Here is a 20,323-nt window from a genome sequence, read left to right on the forward strand (position 1 = left end):
GAGCATAAGTTGGTCTCAACCTCTGTGAAGGAGACCATCAGCGCTCACGAAATTCACAAAACGTGCAGTGAGCTTGTTTCGTGTGCCACGACCAGGGAGGTTGTTGTGCACCGCCGGAATCGGTGCAGTGGGTGCGCCCGGAACTGCAAGCAGAGGTCACCGTTGCCTCCCGGGAACCGGACGGGCGGCTACGCCAGCCCAAGTTCATGCGAGTGCGCCTCGACCAGCTCGGGCGAAACCTTGCATTCGCTCGCTTTCCTCACCATCACCCGCACCACCGGCCAGGGGCACGTACTGCCCCGTCGATCGTCGGCCCCTGCGGGGGATCAAGCGGTCCTCGGAAAAGCTCGCGTCGGATGAGGGAGGCAAGGCAGCATGATCGGCCCTATCCAGTTGGTACGCAGGCTCATCCACAGGAGCGCAGTTTCCGCCCTCCCACAGCCCGAACCAGTGACCTCCGCAGAGCTGACTTCCGGAACTGTCATCCAATCGCCCAGGCTCGGCCCCGGTTGCCTCTAGAACGTCTGGGGCTCGAACCTCCGCGGTATCGTGACGCGTCCGGCCCTTCGAGCCCGGGAAGCACCTCGGCACGGCGCCCGAAGTCGCGCCCGGGAGGGGTCCCGAGCGACGCCGCTTATGGTGGGCGTGCCGGGAGGTGACGGTACGGAATGCAGCACGCGGATGCGTACGTCTCGTTCAAGGTCGGGCATCCGACCGGAAACTACAGCACAACGGTCCACGGTGGAAGCTCGCCGCTGTTCATCTTCCCCGAGAGATCCGAACGGGTGCGTCGGCCCGAGACCGGCTCCGCCATCGTGGAGGTCCGCTGCGTGCGATGCGACGCCAGTGTCCCGCTTCGCGTCAGCAGTCTCCGCAGCATCCGAAAGATGCGCTGGTTGTCGGCGGCCCTGGCGATGGCGGGGATAGTGACATTCTCGGTACTCTTCTACATATCGGGGGACCCTCCGCCGGCAACCGAGAACTTGTCGCCGGAGGACTCCGCCAGGTTGATCGTCGCGATTGCGGCATGGGTGGCTGTCGGCGCCGGCGTAGTCGGCGTGGGGGCCCAAAACGGAGTCCGAACGCGATACCGCCTGTACGCGGAGGACAAGCACGCGGTGCAGCCCGACTGAGGATTCCGCCTCGGCCCCGTTCGGCGCCGTCGGGCCAGCCGCCGGTCCGAGCCCGCCGATCGGGCTTTCCCGGTGGACCGTCAGCCGACGCAGAACTCGTTCCCCTCGGGATCGGCCATCACGACATGGTGGCGAGTCTCCTCCGCGAGCTTTGTCGCGCCGGCCTCGGTCAGCCGCTCCGCCTCCGCCTTGATCCGGGCCCACCGCTCGTCGCCGATGCCGGGCACCTGGCCTCAGCGGCGGGACTGGTCCCCGTCCCTCGCGACTTCGATAGGCGCACTGGGAATCTGCACCGGCCCAAACGTTATAGTCGGCGGCTTCGCTGGGTCTTTCACATGGCCGCCCAGGCCAGCATCATCGGCACCGGTCCCAATAGGGATTTCTACCTGAAGAAGCGCGCTGAGGGCTGCCGCCACGTCCAGGCCGTCATAGCCTTGGCCCGCCGCAGGGTCGATGTCCGCTGGGCGCTCCTGCGCGACAACCGCACCTTCAGCCTGGAGCCACCGTCTCGGCCTACTTGACAAAACCCATTGAGAGTCCCGTAAGTGGTCGTGGGGCGGGGGATCGCGGTGGTCTCGTTAGTTCAGCCCGCGAGGGTGAGGTTGTGGAGGCGCGCGATGCCGGCCATGGCCTCGGCGGCGCCCGAACCGCGCAGGCGGCAGTCTCGCAGCACGTTCCAGCGTTTCATCCGTGCGAAGGTGTGCTCGATGCGGGCACGCACGTGCCGGTGGGAGGCGTTGTGCTCCTCTTTCCAGCCGACAAGCGGCACGTCCTTGTCCTTGCGCCGGTGCGGGATGATCGCCCTGGTGCCCGGGTATCCGCCGTCGGCGATCACCTTGCCGTTGCGGGTGGCGTGGTCGACCCCTGATTCACCAAACGCTTTGGAGTCGTTGCGGTTGCCCGGCAGCGGGATTCCCACGGCGACGATGAGTTGGGTGTCGGCGTGGATGACCACCTGGTGGTTAGTCGAGTACCGGTAGTTCTTCGACTTCGCCGCCGCAGTGTGGCCACGGGTGGGTACCAGCGTGCCATCCACGATCAGCACAGTTTCAGGCGCGTACCGCTGCCGGGCCCGGAGTGCGCCCTTCGGGGCCAGGTCGTCGATGATCCGGTCAACGGCGGATTTGGATGTTGCGAACAGGGCCGCGATTTGGCGCATAGTCAAGCTAATACTCCATCCGCGAAAGTTGGTGTTTGCGGATGGCGGCCAGTTCTGTTGAGGGGTCACGCTGGGTCTGGCAGGTCCATAAGTGCGAGTTTGGCCGGGTCGGCCACGGCCGTGATCGCGGTGATGCGGCCTTCGGCGACGGTGAAGACCAGGAGGGCCTGCGGGGTGCCGTCGTCGTTCCATAATGGATCCCCGCTGGTTGTCAACCCCGAAAGGACGCCACGGCAGCAATGTTTCGCAGTGACAAGGAATCGCTCAAAGGCTTGCTTCAGGAGATCGAAGCAGGCGAACTCCAACTCCCCGACTTCCAGCGGAGCTGGGTGTGGCCGGTCGAGAACATCACCAGGCTGATCGCCTCGGTCTCCGAAGGCTTTCCGATCGGGGCGATCATGACCCTGGTTACCGGCGGCGCCGTCACGTTCGCCGAGCGCCCCGTCGAGGGCGTCGAAGCAGACGTGAACGCCCAACGTCTGATTTTGGACGGCCAGCAACGTCTCACCTCGCTGTTCCAAGCGCTTCGACGCGATGCACCGGTGATCACACAGGACGAAAAGAAACGGCGCCGCAGCGGCTGGTTCTACATCGACATGCGGGACGCGCTGGACGACAAGGGTTCCCGCGATTCCGCCATCCGCTTTATCGCCGCAGACCGGAAAGTTCGGAACTTCCGCGGTGATGTCGAGCAGGACCTCTCGACCCCGGAGGCGGAATATGACTCGCTGCTGTTCCCGCTCAGGCTCGCCTTCGAATCCGACGCCTGGGAACGGAGCTTCTACGACCACACCAAGGGAACAGGCCACCAGGCAGAGCGGATGGACCTATGGATGGACTTCCGGTCCCAGGTGCTCAGCGCCTTCCGCGAGTATCAAGTTCCACTCATCGAGCTCAAGGCCAACGCGAGCCGCGAAGCAGTCTGCCAGATCTTCGAGAACGTCAACACCGGTGCAGTGCCGTTGAACGTTTTCGAGCTTCTCACCGCGATCTATGCGGCAGCGTCGTTCGACCTGCGCTCGGATTGGGAAGCGCACCAGCGGTCGTTGCGCGACCCGCTCGTCCACCGCCTGCTCAAAGAAGTATCAGCCACCGATTTCCTCCAAGCGGTGACCCTGGTTTCAACCAGGGCGAACCGGCTGGACGCGATTGCTTCTGGCGTTGACCCGGCCAATGCCCCTCGTGTCGGCTGTCGTCGCATCGACATTCTCGACCTCACGTTGGAGGACTATCGGCGCCACGCTCCGACCGTAGTCGAGGGACTGCTGACAGCGGCCAGGTTTCTATACGGCCAAAAGCTCTTCGAGGCGAGATTCCTGCCCTACGGCAGCCAGATCATCCCTCTCGCTGCGATCCTCGCGGCACTCGGGGACGACACCGAATCCGCTGGGGCGCAAACGAAGATCTCACGCTGGTTCTGGTGCGGCGTGTTCGGTGAGCTGTACGGCGGATCCACCGAGACCAGGTTCGCGGCCGACCTTCCTGAGGTCGTCGCCTGGGTGCGAGGCTCTGCGGAAGTGCCCCGCACGATCACCGAGGCGCAGTTCGCCGCCTCCCGTCTGTCCACGCTCCGTACCCGCAACAGCGCGGCCTACAAGGGTCTCTACGCGCTGCTGCTCACGGCCGGGGCACGGGACTGGTTGACCGGGAAAGCCGTCGACGTCGACACCTACTTCGGCGAGAGCCTCGACATCCACCACATCTTCCCCAAACGATGGTGCGAAGAGCAGGGCATCGATCCCAAGACGTACAACGGGATCGCGAACAAGACGCCGTTGTCGAGCCGCACCAACCGCAAGATCGGCGGAAGTGCACCTTCGAAGTACCTCCCGTCTCTCGGCGACCAGGACCGAGTGGATGCGACGTTGCGGACGCACTTCGTCGACCCGCAGTTGCCTCGAGTCGATGACTTCACGGCGTTTCTACGGGCCCGCGAGGAAACGCTGCTCACCGCGATCGAAGCCGCGACCGGGAAACCGTGCTACCGGGATGCCGCGCGTGCCGCTGAGTATGTCGGCGAGGTCGACGACACCGAGGACGAATAGCCCGGTGACACTGACAGGATGAGACCTCTCGACCCCGCTCAGCAGCGAACATCGCACAAACTCCGAAGGCATGAAACCATCACTGCCCCAAGGAGACCGCCTCATCCCACTGCGGCAGCAGAGTTCGGCGGGCTCGTCCGCAATAATCGACATCTGGTACGCGCACACCACCGGTGACCAGTTTGAACTGCAAGTCGCGAGGGACCGGGAGAGCGTGTTCGGAATGTCCGAGCTCGACGAACGTACGACGATCGACACGATGCCGTTCGTCGACGAGCTGGGGCAGATCCACAACCTCGCGCTCAACGGCCGCGAGTTCCTCATCCCAGGTGATCGCCTGATCTGGGTCTCACGGCACTCCACAGGACAAGCGCATTGTGCGATCTTCGATACGTGGGACTACCTTCAAATCACGTCGCGCACCGTCAAGCCCAAGTTCAGCTCGCAAGGCCCTGGCCTGATCATGAACTTCTTCCTGACCATGAGCCCGAAGATCCGCCGGAAGTGCGGCAGTTGGTGCGCTCTGCCTTGAAAGGCCACCGCCCGAGGGTGCTTCCTGAGGACACGCCGTTCTTCCCGTGAACCCGAGTGGAAGAGCCCGCGGTGCGGTCGAGACAGGGTCAGACATGCAGAAACGCGCTGAGTTCATCCACATCGAGTCCGCTCCTCAAGGGCTTCAAGCAATGACCGTTTGACCGCGAGAAGTGCTCCGGTCGGCAGGATTCACCAACCGGACGCCCATCGACAGGGCAACCGAGTACGGCAAAGGTGTTGCGTGCCCGGGGTAGGCTGCCCGCATGATGTTCGACGAAACGAGTACCTCAGGTTCATGACGACGTCCGGCGAGCGCAGTGCGCTCGACCCCGGCCTCGTCCCCGTCCATCACCGCATCCGCGACCTCATCGCGAAATACCCCGAAGGCCCGCTTCCCGAGGCCGAAGTCAAGGCCATCAGCGAATCCGCGAGACGGCCGTTCCCCGGCAGTGGCGATCCGCTATCCGAACCGTCCTTCAACGATCGGCCGGACCTCAAGACCCGGATCGAACGGCGGCGCGCCGCCCGCGCGTTCCTGGCCGACATCGTGCGCCCCGCCGGAAGCGGCGTGGCCGCTGACCTTGAACGGCTCAGCGAACGGCTGCGGCACAACACCTTCAGATCCGGGCGTCCCCCGGCCCTGGAAGCATCCGACCTCGACCTTCCTGCCGACCGAATCCACACCATCGCCCTCCACCTGCTGCGCAACGGCGTCTCGAACGCCGAGGTCCTGACCGGACTCCACCTCATGGCCGACATCGCACGCAGCGACGACGCGGACCTGCTGCGTGAACTGGCGATGCTCGGGCAAGACCTCGGGTACTACGCGGTCAGGGCGCTCGGGCGGCTGCCGGGATCGGCGCCGCACCTGCTCAAGGTCGCCGAGCGTACGCCCCGACGGGACCGCACCACCGTGGTGGAAGGACTCGCGGGCCAGCCGGACGCGGACATCGAGGCACTGCTCGGTTCCTTGTCGCCCAAGCAGACAGCCAGTCTTGCCGAGATGCTGCTCTGTCTGCCTGGGACACCGCGGCGGCTCATCGGGCACCAAGGGTTCGCCAAGGTCGTCAAAGTCCTCGCCGAAACGCCCCGCGACCTCAGCCGCCACCCGGCCGTCCTGGTCACGATCGCACGAGTATGGGACGAGGTCCGCTACGGCAGGTTCGCGCTGCTCGGCTTCGCCCCCGGCGAACGCGAGGCCACAGCCGAATCACTCCGGATGCTGCTGAGGGCACCGGAAGTGGCCGGCGACGTCGAGCGGGCGCTGGCACGCCACCCGGCCTCGGGAACCTTGATCTGGGTGAGCCGCCAGATCGGACGGGCAGTGCTCGCGGAACCGGAGACCATGCCGTCCGGGATCGCGGTCCGGGTCATCGTCCCCGACCCTGGAAACGGCGGCGACGCGCGAACCCAGCTCCTGGTCGACGGCGTCCCGCTCATCGAGCGGCTCTTCAACCAGGGGTTCGGGGACTCCCCTGAATGGATGCTCCAGAGGCAGGGGGGTTTGCGGGCCACGGTCGAGCCCCGCGAGGTCCGGCTCGCCGAACCCGACTGCACCGAAGGGTGCTGCGGGGCCCTGCGGGCCCGGATCTGGCGAGATGAGAAGGCTGGCCTGGTCGAATGGGAGGTCCGGCATACGCACCGCAGCAAGGAGGGACCGGTTCGCTTCAGTTTCGACGCCGCTGCGTATGACACCGAGATCGCCAGGGCTGCAAGTGACTTCACTTGGGAATGGCCTGCCCGACGCGCCGCGCGGCTGCTGCGCGAACGGATCATGGCCGAGCCCGAGCTGCTCTCGCGCTGGGAATGCGGCCTCGGATGGGTCAGTTCCTGGAACCGTGAGCGTTCAACGGTTCAGTTCTACTTCAACTACCCCGGTCGCGAATCGGAGGAAGAGAAGCAGCCGTGGCTTCAGTTTCGGTACGCGTTCGAGGTACCCGACGCGGTCGTCGTGGACGACACCGCGGTGACCGCCGCCGTCGAGCGGGTCGTGGCGGACCTGCGGTCGGCCGACCCGAAGACCGTCAAGAGGCACTCCGGCGGGTCGAGAGAACACGCCGAAGCACTCGGTTTCCCCTGGCCACCTCGCAACCGGTGACCGATCCCTTCATCCTTCAGGTCCAGTCCATGGCTGGTCAGGGCAGGGGCCGTCGATCGGCGAGTCGCTTGACCACGCCGCCCGACCTCTACTAAACTACACATTACTAAATTGTGGTTTAGTGAAGATGGGGAGTTGTCATGGAGAAACCGGCGTCCGTGTTCGATCGGCACCAGGAGTGGGCCGGACTCACGGCCTTTCTGCCCGCGACGGGGTCGGCGGCGGGGGGCGCGACGCTCTGCGTCGTCTTGGGACGTCGCCGCCAGGGCAAGAGCTACTTGCTCCGCGCCCTCGCCGAGGCCGCCGACGGGGTGTATTTCGGCGCGACCGAGGCCACCGAGGCGGAGTCGATCCGCCAGTTCACGCGCAGCATCTCCCAGCAGACCGGCCACGTGCCCCGGGCCGACGTCCACACCTGGGACGAGGCGGTTCGTCACATGTTCACCAGTGTGCAAGGCAGCCCCCGCCCGGTGGTGATCGACGAGTTCCCGTTCCTGACCGCCGCTTCGCCCGCGCTGCCTTCGATACTGCAGCGTGAGCTCGGGCCCGGCGGTTCCGGTGCCGACAGCAGCGCCCGCCTGATCCTCTGCGGCTCGGCGCTTTCGGTCATGGGGAAGCTGCTATCAGGGACCGCACCGTTGCGCGGCCGCGCCGGTTTGGAGTTGATCATCAGGCCGTTCGGCTACCGCGACGCCGCCGAGTTCTGGGGCATCGGCGATCCGCGCCTCGCAATGCTCGTCCATTCGGTCGTCGGCGGAACCCCCGCGTACCGGTACGAGTTCAACCGCGGCGACGTCCCGACTGACCTGGGAGACTTCGACGCTTGGATCACCCGTACCGTGCTCAACCCGCAGGTGCCCCTGTTCCGCGAAGCGCGCTACCTGCTCTCAGAAGAGCCCGACATTCGGGATCCGGCCATTTACCAATCCGTGCTGGCCGCCATCGCTGCGGGCAACTGCACCAACGGCGGCATCGCGAACTACGTCGGCCGCAAGTCCGCTGAAATCGCGCACCCGCTTCGGGTCCTCGATGATTGCGGCCTCATCGAGCGTCAACCGGACACCTTCGGCGCCAAGCGGGTCCAATACCGCATCAGTGAACCGCTGATCACCTTCTACGAAGCGATCATGCGGACACGATGGACGGCACTGGAGTCCGGCCGGGCCGCCCAGGTCTGGGAATCGGTGCAGCACACCTTCAAGACCCAGATTCTGGGTCCGCACTTCGAGAGCATCTGCCGCTCCTACGTGCGGGACCACGACTTTGAGATCCTCGGAGAATTCGCGGATCGGGTCGGGAACGCCGTCGTCAACGACCCTCGCTCCCGCACGCAGATCGAGATCGACGTTGCCGTGACCGCCGCCGAGTCCGCGGATCGACGCCGGGTTTTGGCCCTGGGCGAGGCGAAATGGGGCGAGATCATCGACACCGGCCACCTCGACAGGCTTCTCCGAGCCCGAGAGCTCCTCAATGAAAGGAAGTTCGACACCGCTGACGCCCACCTCATGCTCTTCAGCGCAGCGGGTTTCGCCGAAGGAGTCCAGGCGGCGGCGGCATCCAACTCACGCATTCACCTCGTTGGCCTGGAACAGCTCTACCCGGAAGGAAATTGACTCGGAACCTGCCGTTCCATACTCAAATGTGCCCGCAAACTGGCATTCACCACGGAGGAACAGGTATCTCCTGTGGTCAAGACCCCCTTCGATTTCCGGCATGCTTGCATCACCGCTGGCTCAATGCGTTGATCCCGGTCGCCGACGCCGCCTCAGTACTGGCCGCTTTCGCCAGACTGTGAGAGTCCTGCCGCGACGCGGTGCTGGTTCTACCATGCATCCATGAACAAATCCTCGCCCAACGCCATCGTCAATGACTTCGTCGAAGCGACCCAAAACGCCTTGGGTGATTGGGAGTCGATCGACGCCGCACTCGGCAAGCAAGACCTGCGGCTGCGCCGACGGGTTGCTTCGGACGCCTTCTTCGCGCTCGCGGTATCCTGGGAGGTTTTCTTCTCCGATTGGTTGATAGCGGCGGTGAATAAAGACTCCAGCCGAGCAGCACAAAACCTCTCCGACCAATTGGAGCAATACGCGATCAGAGAGCTGGGGGTGCCCAAGTCCCATGTGGCGGCCACCCTGATCACTCAGTCACACTTCAACATGGATTCGGCACGCGCAATCCTCGACAGCAAAGATGCCAATATCGTTCTGCGTGAGTATGCGGACTTGAGGAAGCATGCTGAGCGATGGCTGGCGGGGGATTACCGGCAGACTCTCCTGAATATCAGGAAGTTTGAGTTCAAGTCAGTGCTCGCCATGCGGTTGGTGCGCAACGCGCTTGCGCACCAGTCACCGGCAGCGCTCAGTCGCGCGAATGACGAACTGCGAAGCAATCGGATGCCCGTAGAGCTGCGAGTAACGATCAAAGGCCAGCTCACAGCCGACGGATGGCGCCGCTACCTACTGACCACCGGCGGGCCGCGGCCGAAGATCGCGCTCTACCACGACAAGATCGCTGCGGTGGCGGGCTCTCTTGAGGTCACTTGACTCCCGACTAAGCTTGTCTCAGTTGGCCAGTTTCTTGTAGCAGGTGAGGGGTGCTGCGAGGGCGAGGAATGCGGCGAAGAGATCAGCTCGGGCGATCCCACCTCCCTGGACGCGCTTCGGCGCGACCGGGATCAGCGGTTCGACGATCTCCCACAGCCCATCGGGCACAAGGCGCTTGGCGAACTCATCCACAGCCGAGTGATATCACACCTAATGCGCAGCGACTGAGACGCGTTCTGAGCCCCAATCTCCGCGGCAGCGCTGAGCCTTGCCCCGAGAGCATCGTCGAAATCAGAGCATCCTCCGTCAACCGGGGATCTCGTTCGCGTCCAGGCGGACACGAACGACAATGAACGGCGGCAGTCCGGCACGTCGGGGCTGCTCGGCGACCACGCTCTCATCGGGGACGGGCTCTGCCATCGCCTCAAGGACGAAGCCGTTACCGATCAAGGCGGTGACATAGGTGCTCAGCATCCGATGCTGGTTCCCGGCACGACGCACACCCTGCGGGTTGGTCGAACGCCAGAAGCCTTCGGTCGCATAATCACCGACCACCCGACGGGGCGAGCCCGCCTGGTCCGTCCAGTTCGCACCGGGCGCTTCGAAGCACGGATGCGGGATGGTGAACACGACCTGGCCTCCGACCACCAGCACCCGACGGATTGCCTGGATGGCGGCGCTCAGATCGGGAACGTTGTTCAGCGACAGGCCCGCTATCACCCAGTCGGTCGATCCTGACGGGACCGTAGCGAGGGTGCAGCCGTCGTCGACGGCGTACTCCGCACCAGTCTGGTGCGCGGCCTCGGCGGCCAGTGCATGCTCGATCATGCGCTGGGCCGGATCGATACCCAGGGCCTTCGCCCCCCGCTCGGCGGCCGCGCGCGTCAACAGGCCCTCACCGCAACCCACGTCGACTACCCGCTCGCCGTCAAGGTCCGCTGGAAGATGTTCGAGGAGTATGTCTCGGGCGAACTCATGCATGGCCGAGCCGGCATGCAGCCGCTCGGCATACCAGTCAGCGATTTCGTCCCAGGCGTCAACCATCGAGCCGAGCCTACTGGTTCAGGATCAGCGACGCAGTACTGACGCATGTCCGCTGCAATGGCCAGCACTAACTGCGCCGTGGGACTCACCAACTGAGACAAGCTCTAACTGGGAGAGGCTGTTCACCGCTGGACGCGTGCTCCGCCTTCCGGCCAAGGTCAGGCAGTTTCCGGCCAAATACCGGCCAAAGTTTTGGATCGAAAGTGACTGCGGCTCAAAATTCTTCACCCATCGGGGTGAAACCTCTGGTCAGTGTCCCATATTTTAGGACGTCTGAGAGTCTGGGTGTTCTACCAGCAGAAACATCAGGCATCGGCCATTCGGGTTTTCCTTCGTGGATCGGAAATAGTCGCAAAGCTTCAGACTTGACCCGCTGGATAGCGGCAGGCGCCGAGCGATCGCCTCGGCGATCGTGCTCGATTCCGGCAGGTCGATCGTCTGGGCGTGCGGGTAGAAGTCGTCTCCCGCGGCGACGCTCGATCGGTCCACGTTGACGTTCATCGTCGGCCCTCCTCGGCACCCTCCGATTCTGCCCGCCCGACCACCCCGGCAGCTAGCTGTTCCAGGAGCGAAGCAGCTTGGAACGGAATCGCGGCCTGTTCAACCGTCTACAGGAAGCTCGACCAGGTTGGCGGGGTCGCGCATGTCTATGACCTTCATGTCCGGGATGAATCCGGAGGGGAGGCGGTTCTGGCGGTAGTCGGCGCGGTGAAGAGTGAGGAGCGCATGGCAAACCTCACGCAGCGGGGGCTGTCCGACACATGGTGCCGCCGCAGGTCAGATGTTCTGGGGGCCTTTCGGCGGCACATGTTCTGTCGTACCCAGGTGACAATATTGGGACATGATTGAATCTTCTACTGTGGCGGCCGTGAGCTTGCCGGACCTTGGCGCGTACCGGCGGGCAGTCGAGCAGGCGCGTGCCGCCGCTGACGCCTACTACGGCTCGGGCGAGTCCGGTATGGACGATGAAACGTATGATCGGCTGCTGCGCGGCATCACCGCTTGGGAAGCCGCGCATCCCGGCGATATTGCAGCGGACTCGCCGACGCGTGCGGTCGCGGCAGGGGTGACGACCGGTGACGTCGAACATTCGGTGCGGATGTTGTCGCTCGGCAACGTCTTCTCCGACGAGGACCTGAGCGACTGGGCGGCGTCCCTGGAGCGCCGCCTCGGCGGACGAGTGGTGACCGCATGGGCGGTGGAGCCCAAACTTGACGGTGTCGCGCTCGCGGCCCGGTACGTCGAGGGCAAGCTCGTCCAGCTCGTGACGCGCGGCGACGGTTCCTCCGGCGAGGACGTGTCGCACACGATCGGGCACATCACCGGTCTACCGGCGGCCCTCGCCGAGCCGGTCACGGTCGAGGTCCGCGGGGAAGTGCTGATGACCGAGGCCCAGTTCGCTGCCGCGAACGAGGCGCGAGGTGCGCTCGGCGGCCAAGCGTTCGCGAACCGCCGCAACGCCTCGTCCGGGTCGCTGCGTGCCAAAGACCGCGACTACCAGGTCGAGCAGACGTTCCTCGCCTACGACGCGGTGACCAGCCCCGATCACACCAGCGACCCGACCCTGGCGGACCTGACCCACACGGAGCTCATCGCCCGCCTGGCCGCGCTCGGCATCGGCACTGCTGCGGGAACACCGGTCGCCACGCTCGCCTGCACGAGCCTCGATGCGGTCCTTGCGCGGGTCCACGAAATCGGTGCCCTCCGTGCGAATCTCGACTTCGAGCTTGACGGTGCCGTCATCAAAGCCGACTCCAGAGCCGACCAGAACGAAGCCGGTACGGGCTCACGCATCCCGCATTGGGCGACCGCGTTCAAGTTCCCGGCCGCGCAGAAGATCACGACATTGCGGGCAGTGGAGTGGAACGTCGGCCGGACCGGTGTCATCGCCCCGCGCGCCGTCCTCGAACCCGTCGAAGTCGGCGGCACCACCATCACGTACGCGAGTTTGCACAACGTCGCCGACATCGGACGGAAGGACCTGATGCTGGGCGACAAGGTGTTCGTCCTCCGCGCCGGTGAAGTCATTCCGCGCGTTGAAGGCGCCGTCGCAAGCCAGCGCACCGGCGACGAGCGCCCCATCGAGTTCCCGACAGCCTGCCCGCGTTGCGGCGCAGACATCGACCGGTCCCAGGAGCGGTGGCGGTGCGTTCGTGGCCGTGCCTGTGGCCAGGTCGAGGCGATCCGGTACGCGGTCGCCCGTGACGCGCTCGACATCGACGGCCTCGGCGAGAGAATCGTCGTCCAGTTGGTCGAACTCGACCTCATCGAGGACTACGCCGATCTGTTCACGCTCTTCCGCGAGCAGCTGCTCACATTGGACCGCATGGGGGAGAAGAGCGCCGACAACCTCCTGGCCGCCATTGCCGCCGCCAGGACCAAGCCTTTGAACCGGATCTTCTGCGCCCTCGGCATTCTGGGCACCGGCCGGTCCATGTCGCTGCGCATCGCCACCCACTTCGGTTCGATGCAGGCGATCCAGGACGCCGACGCCGCAGCGCTGGAGCAGGTCGACGGCATCGGCGGAGAGAAAGCCCCCGTGATCGTGGCAGAGCTCGAAGAGCTGGCGCCGGTGATCGACAAGCTCAAGGCCGCCGGAGTGAACCTGGACCAGCCCGGGTTCGTCCCTCCCGCTCCGGCCGATGCCGACCAGGACCAGAAGTCGGCTGCGGCGGGGGACCAGGGTGAAGACCTTCCTCTGGCCGGGATGACAGTCGTCGTAACCGGAGGGATGACCGGACCGTTGGAGTCCTACTCCCGGACCGAGATGACCGAACTGATCGCCAGCGCGGGAGGCCGCGCGTCTTCGAGCGTTTCCAAGAACACGGGCCTGGTCGTCGCGGGCGCGAAAGCCGGTAGTAAACGTGCCAAAGCTGAAAGTCTGGGCATCGAGATCGCCACGCCTGAAGCGTTCGCGGAACGGATCGCCAACTTCCTTACCTGACCGTCCCCTCCGAGCGATTGAGGCCGGTGCCGGGCTGGTAGGTCTGGCGGATGAACGCCTCGGGCAGCTCGCCCCTGGCCTCGAACGCGATCTGGGGCCGACGCTCGGCGATGTAGTCGGCCACGACCGGATACGACACGTCGGTCATGCTCCACTCCTCGATCGGGCGGTCGAACATGCGCTTCGCGGCTTGCCGCTGCTTCCTCGGCGCGTCGAGATCGGCGATCAGGATGGCATCGATCGCGCCCTTGAACGAGTCCAGACTGGACTTCCTGGGCGGCATCGGCTTGCGCGCCTCGGGAAACGCAGACGCCAGGGCCTCTCGCACCGTGGTCCCGACCGACCTTGAACTTGCGCGCGAGCGCCCGAATCGACCACCCATCAAGACGCGCATAGCCTTCGGTCGTGGAGCCGACGGATCTGACGGTGGGCGGGCGCGTCCGGGTCGAAGAACGCCAGGTTCCCGGCCCGGAGGGGGCACCGGAGATCACGTTGCTCATCCTCAGCCCGGCCAGCCCTCGCGGCCCGGTCGGCGGCATCTTCAACATCCACGGCGGCGGCATGATCCTCGGCGACCGCCGGTCCGGCGTCGAACTGAACCTGCCGTACGTCGCCGACGGGGACGCCGTCGTGGTCTCGGTGGAGTATCGCCTCGCCCCCGAGCACCCCGACCCCGCGCCGGTCGAGGACTGCTACGCCGGACTGGCGTGGACGGCGAAGCACGCGTCCGAACTCGGCATCGACCCCGACCGGCTCATCATCGTCGGCGGCAGCGCCGGCGGCGGCCTCGCCGCCGGGACCGCGCTCCTCGCCCGCGACCGGGCGTTCCCGGACCTCAGCCACCAGATCCTCATCTGCCCGATGCTCGACGACCGCTTCGCGACCCACAGCAGCCGCATGCTCGACGGCGAAGGCGTGTGGGACCGCAACGCCAACCTCTTCGGCTGGACCGCACTGCTCGGCGAGCGGCGCGGCGGCCCCGACGTGTCGCCCTACGCCGCCCCCGCACGCGCCCAGGACCTCACCGGCCTGCCACGCACCTACATCGACACCGGTTCGGTGGAGGTCTTCCGCGACGAGATCCTCGACTACGCGACCCGGCTCTCCCAAGCCGGAGTGAACGTCGACCTGCACATGTGGGGCGGGGCCTTCCACGCCTCGGACATGATAGCGGGGCATGCGGCCGTCTCACGGGCTTCGAACGCCACCCGGGACGAGTTCATCCGGCGGGCCCTCGAAGCCTGAGGCGGAGCTAGCCTTCACACACAGGAGCAGTGAGGGCGGCGTTGGAGGTTCGAGTGCGTGAGCTCATCGGCAAGCTGGAGTCCAGCGACGACCCCTCGGCCGCCGCGTTGCGCGTCATCGACCATTTCGACCGCCTCGTCGAGGAGCGGGCCACGTCCGCGGCCGTGGTCCGGGCGATGGCGGCGCTGGCGGGTTGCCCAGCCGGCCTGCACGACGCCGAACGCGGTGTCGTCCGGCGGTTCGATCCCGAGGGCAGGCGGCTGCCGGACACCGAGCACGTCTCGTCGGCGCGGCTGGCGGTGCCGGGTCGCATCGGCACCCGGGTCTGGCTCGAACGGCCCGCCGCGGCGGCCGGTCCGCTGGATTCGCTCCTGCTGGAGCGCGCGGCGCGGACCGTCCAGGCGCTCAATCGATCCGTCCCGCGAACCACCGGCGCCCTGGTCCGGGTCGCATGCGACCCGGATGCCGCCGAGACTGACCGGCGGAGCGCGGTGGAGGCCCTCGGTCTCACCGGTCCGGTGACCGTCGTCGTCGGCACCGCCCCCGGCCGGCCGGGGCCGCTTGCCACCACCGTGGGTCGGTATGTGGTCGCGCTGGCTCCCGGAACACCCGTCTTCCCGCCCGACCTGTGGGCCGGCACTGCAGTGGCGCGTGAACCGGCGGACCTGCCGACCGCGCTCGAACGCGCCGCCACCGCGTTCCGCCTGGTCGATCGCATCGACGGGCCGGGCGCGTCCGTGGTGCGCTACGAGGACCTCGGCGCCGTCGCCGCCCTCGCCGAGCGCTTCACGCCGCAAGAGGCCGGGGCCGTGCCCGAAGTCCAACGCCTGGACCAGGCCCTGGCGTCGCATCCCTGGATAGTGGACACGCTCCAGGCCGCCCTCGACCAGACCAGCCTGCGCCAGGCCGCGAGCAGCCTGCACGTCCATCACTCCACCCTCCAGGAACGTCTCGCGTGGCTGGAGGCCCGGCACGACATCGCGCTGGCACGACCCGGCGGTCGCCAACGCGCTGCCATCGCCCTCGCGCTCTGGCGCATCGCGCACAGCGAGGACCTCCAGCCCGAACGCTGAAGCCGATGACGCCGAGTCAGAGGTCGGCGGGAACGGTGTCCGCAACCCTCCCGCCGACCTCTCGCTCGGCTCGCTCCGGCGGTCACTCGGGAAGGGCGACGTGCACGATCTCGTAGCCTGGCGCGGTGACGCGGACGGCTTCGGGCCGGTCGGCGACCACCACGAGCCGGCCGCCGCTCGCCCAGGTGCGGCACCAGTTGTCCGCGTCGGCGGACACCGCGACTTCATCGTCGCCCGGGAACCGCCGGTCGGTGGTGTGCGGCTTGACCTCGGCCATCCACGCGGCCACGCCTTCGAGCGTCCGCAACTGGACATCGGGGATGCGGCCGGAGGAGTCCGGTCCGACATTGAGCAGGAACCGGCCGCCCCGTGCGACCACGTCCGCGTAGTGCTGCGCCAGTCCCCGCGGGCTCAGGGTGAGCGATTGGTCCTCGATCCGGTTGTAGCCGAAGGAGAATCCGAGCCCGCGATTGTTTTCCCAGCCGGTGCCCGTCTCGTGGTTCGATCCCGCGGAGTACTCGCTCGTGCGGTAGTCCCAGACGTCGGCGCCCCAGCGGTCGTTCACGATGCCGTCGGGGACCACGCCGCGGTATTGCGCCATCAGCTCGGCGAGCGAGCCGTCCGCCTTCCCAGCGTCCGGCCAGTCGATGTCGTTCCAGAGCACCGACGGCTCGTAGCGGTCGATCAGGTCGCGCACGTGAGCAGTGGCCGCGGCGGCGTACTCGGCGTCGACGGGCCGGTGCGTGCGGAGGTGGTCGACGATCTCGATGGGCGGATGGTCGGCGACCGACCAGTCGAGGCCGCCGGAGTAGTAGACGCCGAAGCGCATCCCCTCCGCGCGCACCGCCGCAGCGAGCGGGCCGATCAGGTCGCGTTTCGGGCCGCGGTCGACGGAGTTGAACCCTTCGCTCCCGGGCGCGTCCCACAGCGTCACGCCGTCGTGGTGCTTCGTCACGGGCACGACGTAGTCCGCGCCCAGCCTTCGGAAGAGCCGCGCCCATTCGGCGGGGTCGTAGCTCTCGGCCTGCCACCGGTCGAGGAAGTCCTCGTAGGGCGCCGACCCGTAGACCTCCGCGTGGTGCCGCGCGGCCGGCGACCCTTCGATGCGGATGGTGTTCGCGTACCACTCGGCATAGGGGTTGTGGGCGAACCATTGCTCGTCGGGGATCGTGCCCAGCGCGCCGATCGGCTCGGCCCACGCGGGCACCGAGTACGCTCCCCAGTGGATGAAGACGCCGAAGCTCGCCTCCCGCGCCCAGTCGGGAAGGCCCTCGCGGTGCGTTCCAGTCATGATGAGTGCTCCTTTCGGGGTGTCACGCCGGCGACGCCGACGGTCAGCAGCAGGTTCGCGTACTGGCGCTGGTCTCCGGTGGCGATGACCACGGCGGTGTCGGGTGTCCGGGCGAGGTCGTAGAACGCGAACCGTTCGACCTGCTCGAACGGGACGTGCGCTCCGAGTGCGACTCGGTAGCCGTCGTGGGCGGTGACGGGCGGGCCGCCCGAGCCCATGACGGTCGCGTGCTCGACCGGGACGGCGTCGAGCAGGGTCACGAGCACGTCGTCGACGTTCAGCAGGCCGGGGCGCAGGTTGAGGTGGATCATCGCCGCCGCCGGATTCGTGTGCGTCGAGCAGGGGAAGTGGCCGTCGGCGATGAGGATCCGCGAACCGTGCCCGGCCGACGCGAGCGCGGCGAGGAGCGGAGGGTGGATGAGGTCGTAGGTGAGCATGCCGTCCTTTCGATCGACGGCCTGGGGCCGCCATCCGTCGAGCCTAGGAGCGGGCGTCGGTGACGGGAAGGGCTGTGTTCACCGACTAGTGGTCGGTTTTCACCATCGCGCCGTCAGCGTTGGCGGTCGTAGGACTCGCGCGCGTCGAGGACTTCGGCGATGTGGGCCTCGGCCCACTGCCCGATCGCGCTCAGCGGCCCGTACAGGGTGCGGCCCAGGTCGGTCAGCTCGTACTCGACCCGGGGCGGGACCTCGGCGAAGACATGGCGGGCGACCAGGCCGTCGCGTTCGAGGTCGCGCAGCGTCTCGGTGAGGACCTTCCCGCTGATGCCCTCCACCGCGTGGCGCAGATCGCGGAAGCGCGTGCGGCCCTTGCCGAGCACGATGACGATCATCGCCGTCCACTTGTTGGCGATCCTCGCCAGCGAGGTGCGCGAGGGGCAGGTCTGCGTCAGCACATTCCAATCAGGCTCGTATGACATGCGACACAAAACTCCAATGGTTACGTTGCAGTGGCCGGTTTCCGATAGTGACTATAGACGGAACGCAGGCACAACGCACTAGGGAGCGATCCGATGACCGAGTCCAACACCGCCGCCGTGGCCCAGCAGTACTACGAGGCGATGTCCTCCGGCGACATCCCCACCGCCACCGGCCTGTTCGCCCCCGATATCGCCTGGCACCAGCCCGGCGGCCACCGCTTCGCCGGCCTCAAGGACGGCGCGGCGGCGGTAGGGGAGATGATCGGCGGCCAGATGGACCTCACCGCCGGCACGTTCGCGCTCAAGTTCACCGGCGGACCGATGATCAACGGCGACTTGGCCGCGTTCCCGGTGCACTTCTCCGGCGAGCGCGAGGGCGCCGAGATGTCGATGGACGGCATCGACGTCCTGCGTGTCGAGGGCGGCAAGATCGCCGAGATGTGGCTGTTCTCGGCCGACCAGGACGCCGAAGACGCCTTCTGGGGCCAGGTCTGAGCGACACCGACGATCCCGTCCGCCGTCTGGGACTGACCCGGCGCGTGGGCGGGATCGATTCGTGCTCGGGCGGGTGCAGGGCATCGCCGCGGCCCGGGAGTACGCCGGTGACCGGCTCGTCGACGTCGCCGCGGGCCAGATCGGCGGCCAGGCGCTCCGGCTCGGCCTCATCGACCAGGTCGTCATGAACGTCGTCCCGGTGGTGTTCGGCTCCGGCCGCCCGTTCTTCGCCGCTGGTGGGACGCACGAACCGCTCATGTTCGGCAATCCCTCGAAGGTCGTGCCCGGTGACGGCGTGACCCACTTCGTCTACGACGTGCGCCGCTAGTATCCCGTCGACCGGGCCGGGGATTCAGGTCCCGGAAGGGCGCCCGTATTCCTCCAGGAGGCGCAGCCAGATCTCGCTGACGCTCGGGTAGGCCGGGACCGCATGCCAGAGGCGGTCGATCGGGACTTCACCGACGATCGCCGTGGTGGCCGTCTGCACGAGTTCGGCGACGTCCGGGCCGACGAAGGTCGCTCCGATCATCACGCCGCGGTCCTCGTCGACGATCATGCGCGCGGCCCCCTCGTAGCCGTCGCGGGAGAGGCTCGCCCCCGCGACATGGCCCAGGTCGTAGTCGACGACCCGGACGGTCCTGCCGCTTTCGCGCGCCTGCTCGGCGGTGGGTCCGACGGCGGCGATCTCGGGGTCGGTGAACACGACCTGCGGCACCGCGTTGTGGTCGGCGGTCGCCACGTGCGCGCCCCACGGCACGTCGTCGACCGGGCGGCCCGCGGCGCGTGCGGCGATCACGTCGCCTGCCGCGCGGGCTTGGTACTTGCCCTGGTGGGTCAGCAGCGCCCGGCCGTTGACATCGCCGGTGGCATAGAGCCAGTCGAAGCCGTCGACGCGAAGCGTGTCGTCGGTCTCGAGCGTCGAGCCGGGTTCGAGGCCGATCCGGTCGAGGCCGAGGTCGGTGGTCGCGGGCCTGCGCCCGGCCGCCGCGAGCACCTCGGCGGCGGTGACGGTGCCCGCGTCGGTCTCGATGCGGACCCCGTCGTCCGTTCGCTCCACGCTCCGGGTCTCGACGCCGGTCATGATCTGGACGCCCTGTGAGCGCAGGGACTCGATAACCATGTCGGCCGCGAAGCTCTCGACGCCCGCCAGCAGGCCGCTCCTGGAGATGACGGTGACCTCGGCGCCGAACGCCGCGTACACGTTCGCCATTTCGGCCGCGACGACGCCGCCGCCGATGATCGCGAGGCTCTCGGGCACCGAGTGCGCGCTCGTCGCCTCCCGGCTCGTCCACGGACGAGCCCGGCGCAGCCCCGGGATGTCCGGAATGTTCGCGACCGAGCCCGTCGAGACCACGACCGCGTGCCGAGCGCCTATGACCTGGGTGCTTCCGTCGTCGGCCGTCACCGTGACCTCGCGTTCGCCGCTCAACCGCGCGTGCCCGCGAATCAGGCCGATCCCGGCACTTTCGAGCCACCCCACCTGACCCGAATCCGACCATTCGCTGGTGAACGAGTCGCGCCTGCGCAGGACCGCCGCGACGTCGAGGTCGCCGGTGACGGCCTCGGCGGCGCCGGGGAGCGCCTTGGCGGCCGCGAGGACCTGCGGCGAGCGGAGCAGGGCCTTCGACGGCATGCACGCCCAGTAGGAGCATTCGCCGCCGACGAGGTCGCCTTCGACGATCACGGTCTCCAGTCCACCGCGGACGGTCCGGTCGGCGACGTTCTCGCCTACCGCGCCCGCGCCGATCACCACGACGTCCACCTCGCGCGCTTCCTTGGATTCCATGCGCCTGATCCCTT

20 protein-coding genes and 3 pseudogenes are annotated in these 20,323 nt (G+C 67.0%); 12 read left to right on the forward strand and 11 right to left on the reverse strand.

Going from position 1 to position 20,323, the window contains the following annotated elements; all coding sequences use genetic code 11:
• Positions 1-122 precede the first annotated feature (122 nt).
• Positions 123-659 (forward strand): ATP dependent DNA ligase, encoded by a 537-nt coding sequence (locus FAB82_RS28855; RefSeq protein ID WP_425461580.1) that lies wholly within the window; start codon positions 123-125, stop codon positions 657-659.
• Positions 660-1,213: 554 nt separating this feature from the next.
• Here the strand turns inward: FAB82_RS28855 and FAB82_RS09500 are convergent.
• Positions 1,214-1,363: pseudogene (locus FAB82_RS09500) on the reverse strand (VOC family protein); the annotation flags it as partial.
• Here FAB82_RS09500 and FAB82_RS09505 point away from each other — a divergent pair.
• Positions 1,355-1,654: pseudogene (locus tag FAB82_RS09505) on the forward strand (transposase); the annotation flags it as partial. The pseudogenes FAB82_RS09500 and FAB82_RS09505 overlap by 9 nt on opposite strands.
• Before the next feature lie 62 nt (positions 1,655-1,716).
• On the opposite strand, the pseudogene FAB82_RS09510 reads toward FAB82_RS09505, so the two are convergent.
• Both FAB82_RS09510 and FAB82_RS09515 read right to left on the reverse strand, forming a co-directional pair.
• Positions 1,717-2,310 (reverse strand): annotated as a pseudogene (locus FAB82_RS09510) (transposase); the annotation flags it as partial.
• 47 nt (positions 2,311-2,357) lie between these two features.
• Complete coding sequence (locus FAB82_RS09515) at positions 2,358-2,507, reverse strand: hypothetical protein (protein ID WP_211116483.1); 150 nt, start codon at positions 2,505-2,507, stop codon at positions 2,358-2,360.
• A gap of 24 nt (positions 2,508-2,531) precedes the next feature.
• Here FAB82_RS09515 and FAB82_RS09520 point away from each other — a divergent pair, with 24 nt between their 5' ends.
• The 5 genes from FAB82_RS09520 to FAB82_RS09540 all read left to right on the forward strand — a co-directional run bounded on the left by FAB82_RS09520 (position 2,532) and on the right by FAB82_RS09540 (position 9,512).
• Positions 2,532-4,337: a GmrSD restriction endonuclease domain-containing protein gene (locus tag FAB82_RS09520; RefSeq protein ID WP_136534309.1), complete on the forward strand. Its 1,806-nt coding sequence runs from the start codon at positions 2,532-2,534 to the stop codon at positions 4,335-4,337.
• 223 nt (positions 4,338-4,560) lie between these two features.
• Positions 4,561-4,869: a hypothetical protein gene (locus tag FAB82_RS09525; protein WP_136534310.1), complete on the forward strand. Its 309-nt coding sequence runs from the start codon at positions 4,561-4,563 to the stop codon at positions 4,867-4,869.
• A gap of 297 nt (positions 4,870-5,166) precedes the next feature.
• Entirely contained in the window at positions 5,167-6,969 is a 1,803-nt protein-coding gene (locus FAB82_RS09530; RefSeq protein ID WP_136534311.1) for a hypothetical protein, read from the forward strand.
• A 140-nt stretch (positions 6,970-7,109) separates the two neighbouring features.
• Positions 7,110-8,582, forward strand: coding sequence for an ATP-binding protein (locus FAB82_RS09535; RefSeq protein ID WP_136534312.1), 1,473 nt, complete (start codon positions 7,110-7,112; stop codon positions 8,580-8,582).
• Positions 8,583-8,804: 222 nt separating this feature from the next.
• The gene (locus FAB82_RS09540) at positions 8,805-9,512 is read left to right on the forward strand and encodes a hypothetical protein (protein ID WP_136534313.1); all 708 of its coding nucleotides are present in this window, start codon (positions 8,805-8,807) and stop codon (positions 9,510-9,512) included.
• 18 nt (positions 9,513-9,530) lie between these two features.
• On the opposite strand, the gene FAB82_RS28860 is transcribed toward FAB82_RS09540, so the two are convergent.
• The 3 genes from FAB82_RS28860 to FAB82_RS09550 form a co-directional block, all read right to left on the reverse strand.
• Positions 9,531-9,704 (reverse strand): hypothetical protein, encoded by a 174-nt coding sequence (locus FAB82_RS28860; RefSeq protein ID WP_168801515.1) that lies wholly within the window; start codon positions 9,702-9,704, stop codon positions 9,531-9,533.
• 114 nt (positions 9,705-9,818) lie between these two features.
• Positions 9,819-10,556, reverse strand: coding sequence for a class I SAM-dependent methyltransferase (locus FAB82_RS09545; RefSeq protein WP_136534314.1), 738 nt, complete (start codon positions 10,554-10,556; stop codon positions 9,819-9,821).
• 264 nt (positions 10,557-10,820) lie between these two features.
• The gene (locus FAB82_RS09550; protein WP_136534315.1) at positions 10,821-11,057 is read right to left on the reverse strand and encodes a hypothetical protein; all 237 of its coding nucleotides are present in this window, start codon (positions 11,055-11,057) and stop codon (positions 10,821-10,823) included.
• A 340-nt stretch (positions 11,058-11,397) separates the two neighbouring features.
• Here FAB82_RS09550 and ligA point away from each other — a divergent pair, with 340 nt between their 5' ends.
• Positions 11,398-13,500: an NAD-dependent DNA ligase LigA gene (gene ligA, locus FAB82_RS09555; protein WP_136534316.1), complete on the forward strand. Its 2,103-nt coding sequence runs from the start codon at positions 11,398-11,400 to the stop codon at positions 13,498-13,500.
• Here ligA and FAB82_RS09560 read toward each other — a convergent pair.
• Positions 13,493-13,783, reverse strand: a complete 291-nt coding sequence (locus FAB82_RS09560) for a hypothetical protein (RefSeq protein WP_136534317.1) — start codon at positions 13,781-13,783, stop codon at positions 13,493-13,495. The genes ligA and FAB82_RS09560 overlap by 8 nt on opposite strands.
• Positions 13,784-13,905: 122 nt before the next feature.
• Here FAB82_RS09560 and FAB82_RS09565 point away from each other — a divergent pair, with 122 nt between their 5' ends.
• Positions 13,906-14,745, forward strand: a complete 840-nt coding sequence (locus FAB82_RS09565) for an alpha/beta hydrolase (RefSeq protein ID WP_136534318.1) — start codon at positions 13,906-13,908, stop codon at positions 14,743-14,745.
• Between the two features lie 53 nt (positions 14,746-14,798).
• Positions 14,799-15,818, forward strand: coding sequence for a helix-turn-helix domain-containing protein (locus FAB82_RS09570; RefSeq protein WP_136534319.1), 1,020 nt, complete (start codon positions 14,799-14,801; stop codon positions 15,816-15,818).
• Positions 15,819-15,900: 82 nt separating this feature from the next.
• Here FAB82_RS09570 and FAB82_RS09575 read toward each other — a convergent pair whose 3' ends face one another.
• From FAB82_RS09575 to FAB82_RS09585, 3 genes are all read right to left on the reverse strand, one after another.
• Positions 15,901-17,109, reverse strand: a complete 1,209-nt coding sequence (locus tag FAB82_RS09575; protein WP_136534320.1) for an alpha-L-fucosidase — start codon at positions 17,107-17,109, stop codon at positions 15,901-15,903.
• Positions 17,106-17,546: an RbsD/FucU family protein gene (locus FAB82_RS09580; RefSeq protein WP_136534321.1), complete on the reverse strand. Its 441-nt coding sequence runs from the start codon at positions 17,544-17,546 to the stop codon at positions 17,106-17,108. Before FAB82_RS09580 ends, FAB82_RS09575 begins: the two co-directional genes overlap by 4 nt.
• Before the next feature lie 113 nt (positions 17,547-17,659).
• Complete coding sequence (locus FAB82_RS09585) at positions 17,660-18,028, reverse strand: winged helix-turn-helix transcriptional regulator (protein WP_136534322.1); 369 nt, start codon at positions 18,026-18,028, stop codon at positions 17,660-17,662.
• A 93-nt stretch (positions 18,029-18,121) separates the two neighbouring features.
• On the opposite strand from FAB82_RS09585, the gene FAB82_RS09590 reads away from it, so the two are divergent.
• Together FAB82_RS09590 and FAB82_RS09595 are read left to right on the forward strand one after the other, a co-directional pair.
• Complete coding sequence (locus FAB82_RS09590; protein ID WP_136534323.1) at positions 18,122-18,523, forward strand: nuclear transport factor 2 family protein; 402 nt, start codon at positions 18,122-18,124, stop codon at positions 18,521-18,523.
• A gap of 61 nt (positions 18,524-18,584) precedes the next feature.
• On the forward strand, positions 18,585-18,851 hold the full coding sequence (locus FAB82_RS09595; RefSeq protein WP_136534324.1) for a dihydrofolate reductase family protein: 267 nt from the start codon (positions 18,585-18,587) through the stop codon (positions 18,849-18,851).
• 24 nt (positions 18,852-18,875) lie between these two features.
• Here the strand turns inward: FAB82_RS09595 and FAB82_RS09600 are convergent, their stop codons facing one another.
• Entirely contained in the window at positions 18,876-20,309 is a 1,434-nt protein-coding gene (locus FAB82_RS09600) for a dihydrolipoyl dehydrogenase family protein (RefSeq protein WP_136534325.1), read from the reverse strand.
• Positions 20,310-20,323: the final 14 nt, after the last annotated feature.

It is taken from the genome of Glycomyces buryatensis, from assembly GCF_004912275.1.
GTDB lineage: Bacteria > Actinomycetota > Actinomycetes > Mycobacteriales > Micromonosporaceae > Glycomyces > Glycomyces buryatensis.

Excerpts from the sequence above, each read along its gene's own strand:
- FAB82_RS09520 (WP_136534309.1), top strand. The coding sequence starts at position 2,532 with ATGTTTCGCAGTGACAAGGAATCGCTCAAAGGCTTGCTTCAGGAGATC.
- FAB82_RS09525 (WP_136534310.1), top strand. The coding sequence starts at position 4,561 with ATGTCCGAGCTCGACGAACGTACGACGATCGACACGATGCCGTTCGTC.
- FAB82_RS09530 (WP_136534311.1), top strand. The coding sequence starts at position 5,167 with ATGACGACGTCCGGCGAGCGCAGTGCGCTCGACCCCGGCCTCGTCCCC.
- FAB82_RS09535 (WP_136534312.1), top strand. The coding sequence starts at position 7,110 with ATGGAGAAACCGGCGTCCGTGTTCGATCGGCACCAGGAGTGGGCCGGA.
- FAB82_RS09540 (WP_136534313.1), top strand. The coding sequence starts at position 8,805 with ATGAACAAATCCTCGCCCAACGCCATCGTCAATGACTTCGTCGAAGCG.
- FAB82_RS09545 (WP_136534314.1), bottom strand. The coding sequence starts at position 10,556 with ATGGTTGACGCCTGGGACGAAATCGCTGACTGGTATGCCGAGCGGCTG.
- FAB82_RS09550 (WP_136534315.1), bottom strand. The coding sequence starts at position 11,057 with ATGAACGTCAACGTGGACCGATCGAGCGTCGCCGCGGGAGACGACTTC.
- ligA (WP_136534316.1), top strand. The coding sequence starts at position 11,398 with ATGATTGAATCTTCTACTGTGGCGGCCGTGAGCTTGCCGGACCTTGGC.
- FAB82_RS09560 (WP_136534317.1), bottom strand. The coding sequence starts at position 13,783 with ATGCCGCCCAGGAAGTCCAGTCTGGACTCGTTCAAGGGCGCGATCGAT.
- FAB82_RS09575 (WP_136534320.1), bottom strand. The coding sequence starts at position 17,109 with ATGACTGGAACGCACCGCGAGGGCCTTCCCGACTGGGCGCGGGAGGCG.
- FAB82_RS09580 (WP_136534321.1), bottom strand. The coding sequence starts at position 17,546 with ATGCTCACCTACGACCTCATCCACCCTCCGCTCCTCGCCGCGCTCGCG.
- FAB82_RS09585 (WP_136534322.1), bottom strand. The coding sequence starts at position 18,028 with ATGTCATACGAGCCTGATTGGAATGTGCTGACGCAGACCTGCCCCTCG.
- FAB82_RS09590 (WP_136534323.1), top strand. The coding sequence starts at position 18,122 with ATGACCGAGTCCAACACCGCCGCCGTGGCCCAGCAGTACTACGAGGCG.
- FAB82_RS09600 (WP_136534325.1), bottom strand. The coding sequence starts at position 20,309 with ATGGAATCCAAGGAAGCGCGCGAGGTGGACGTCGTGGTGATCGGCGCG.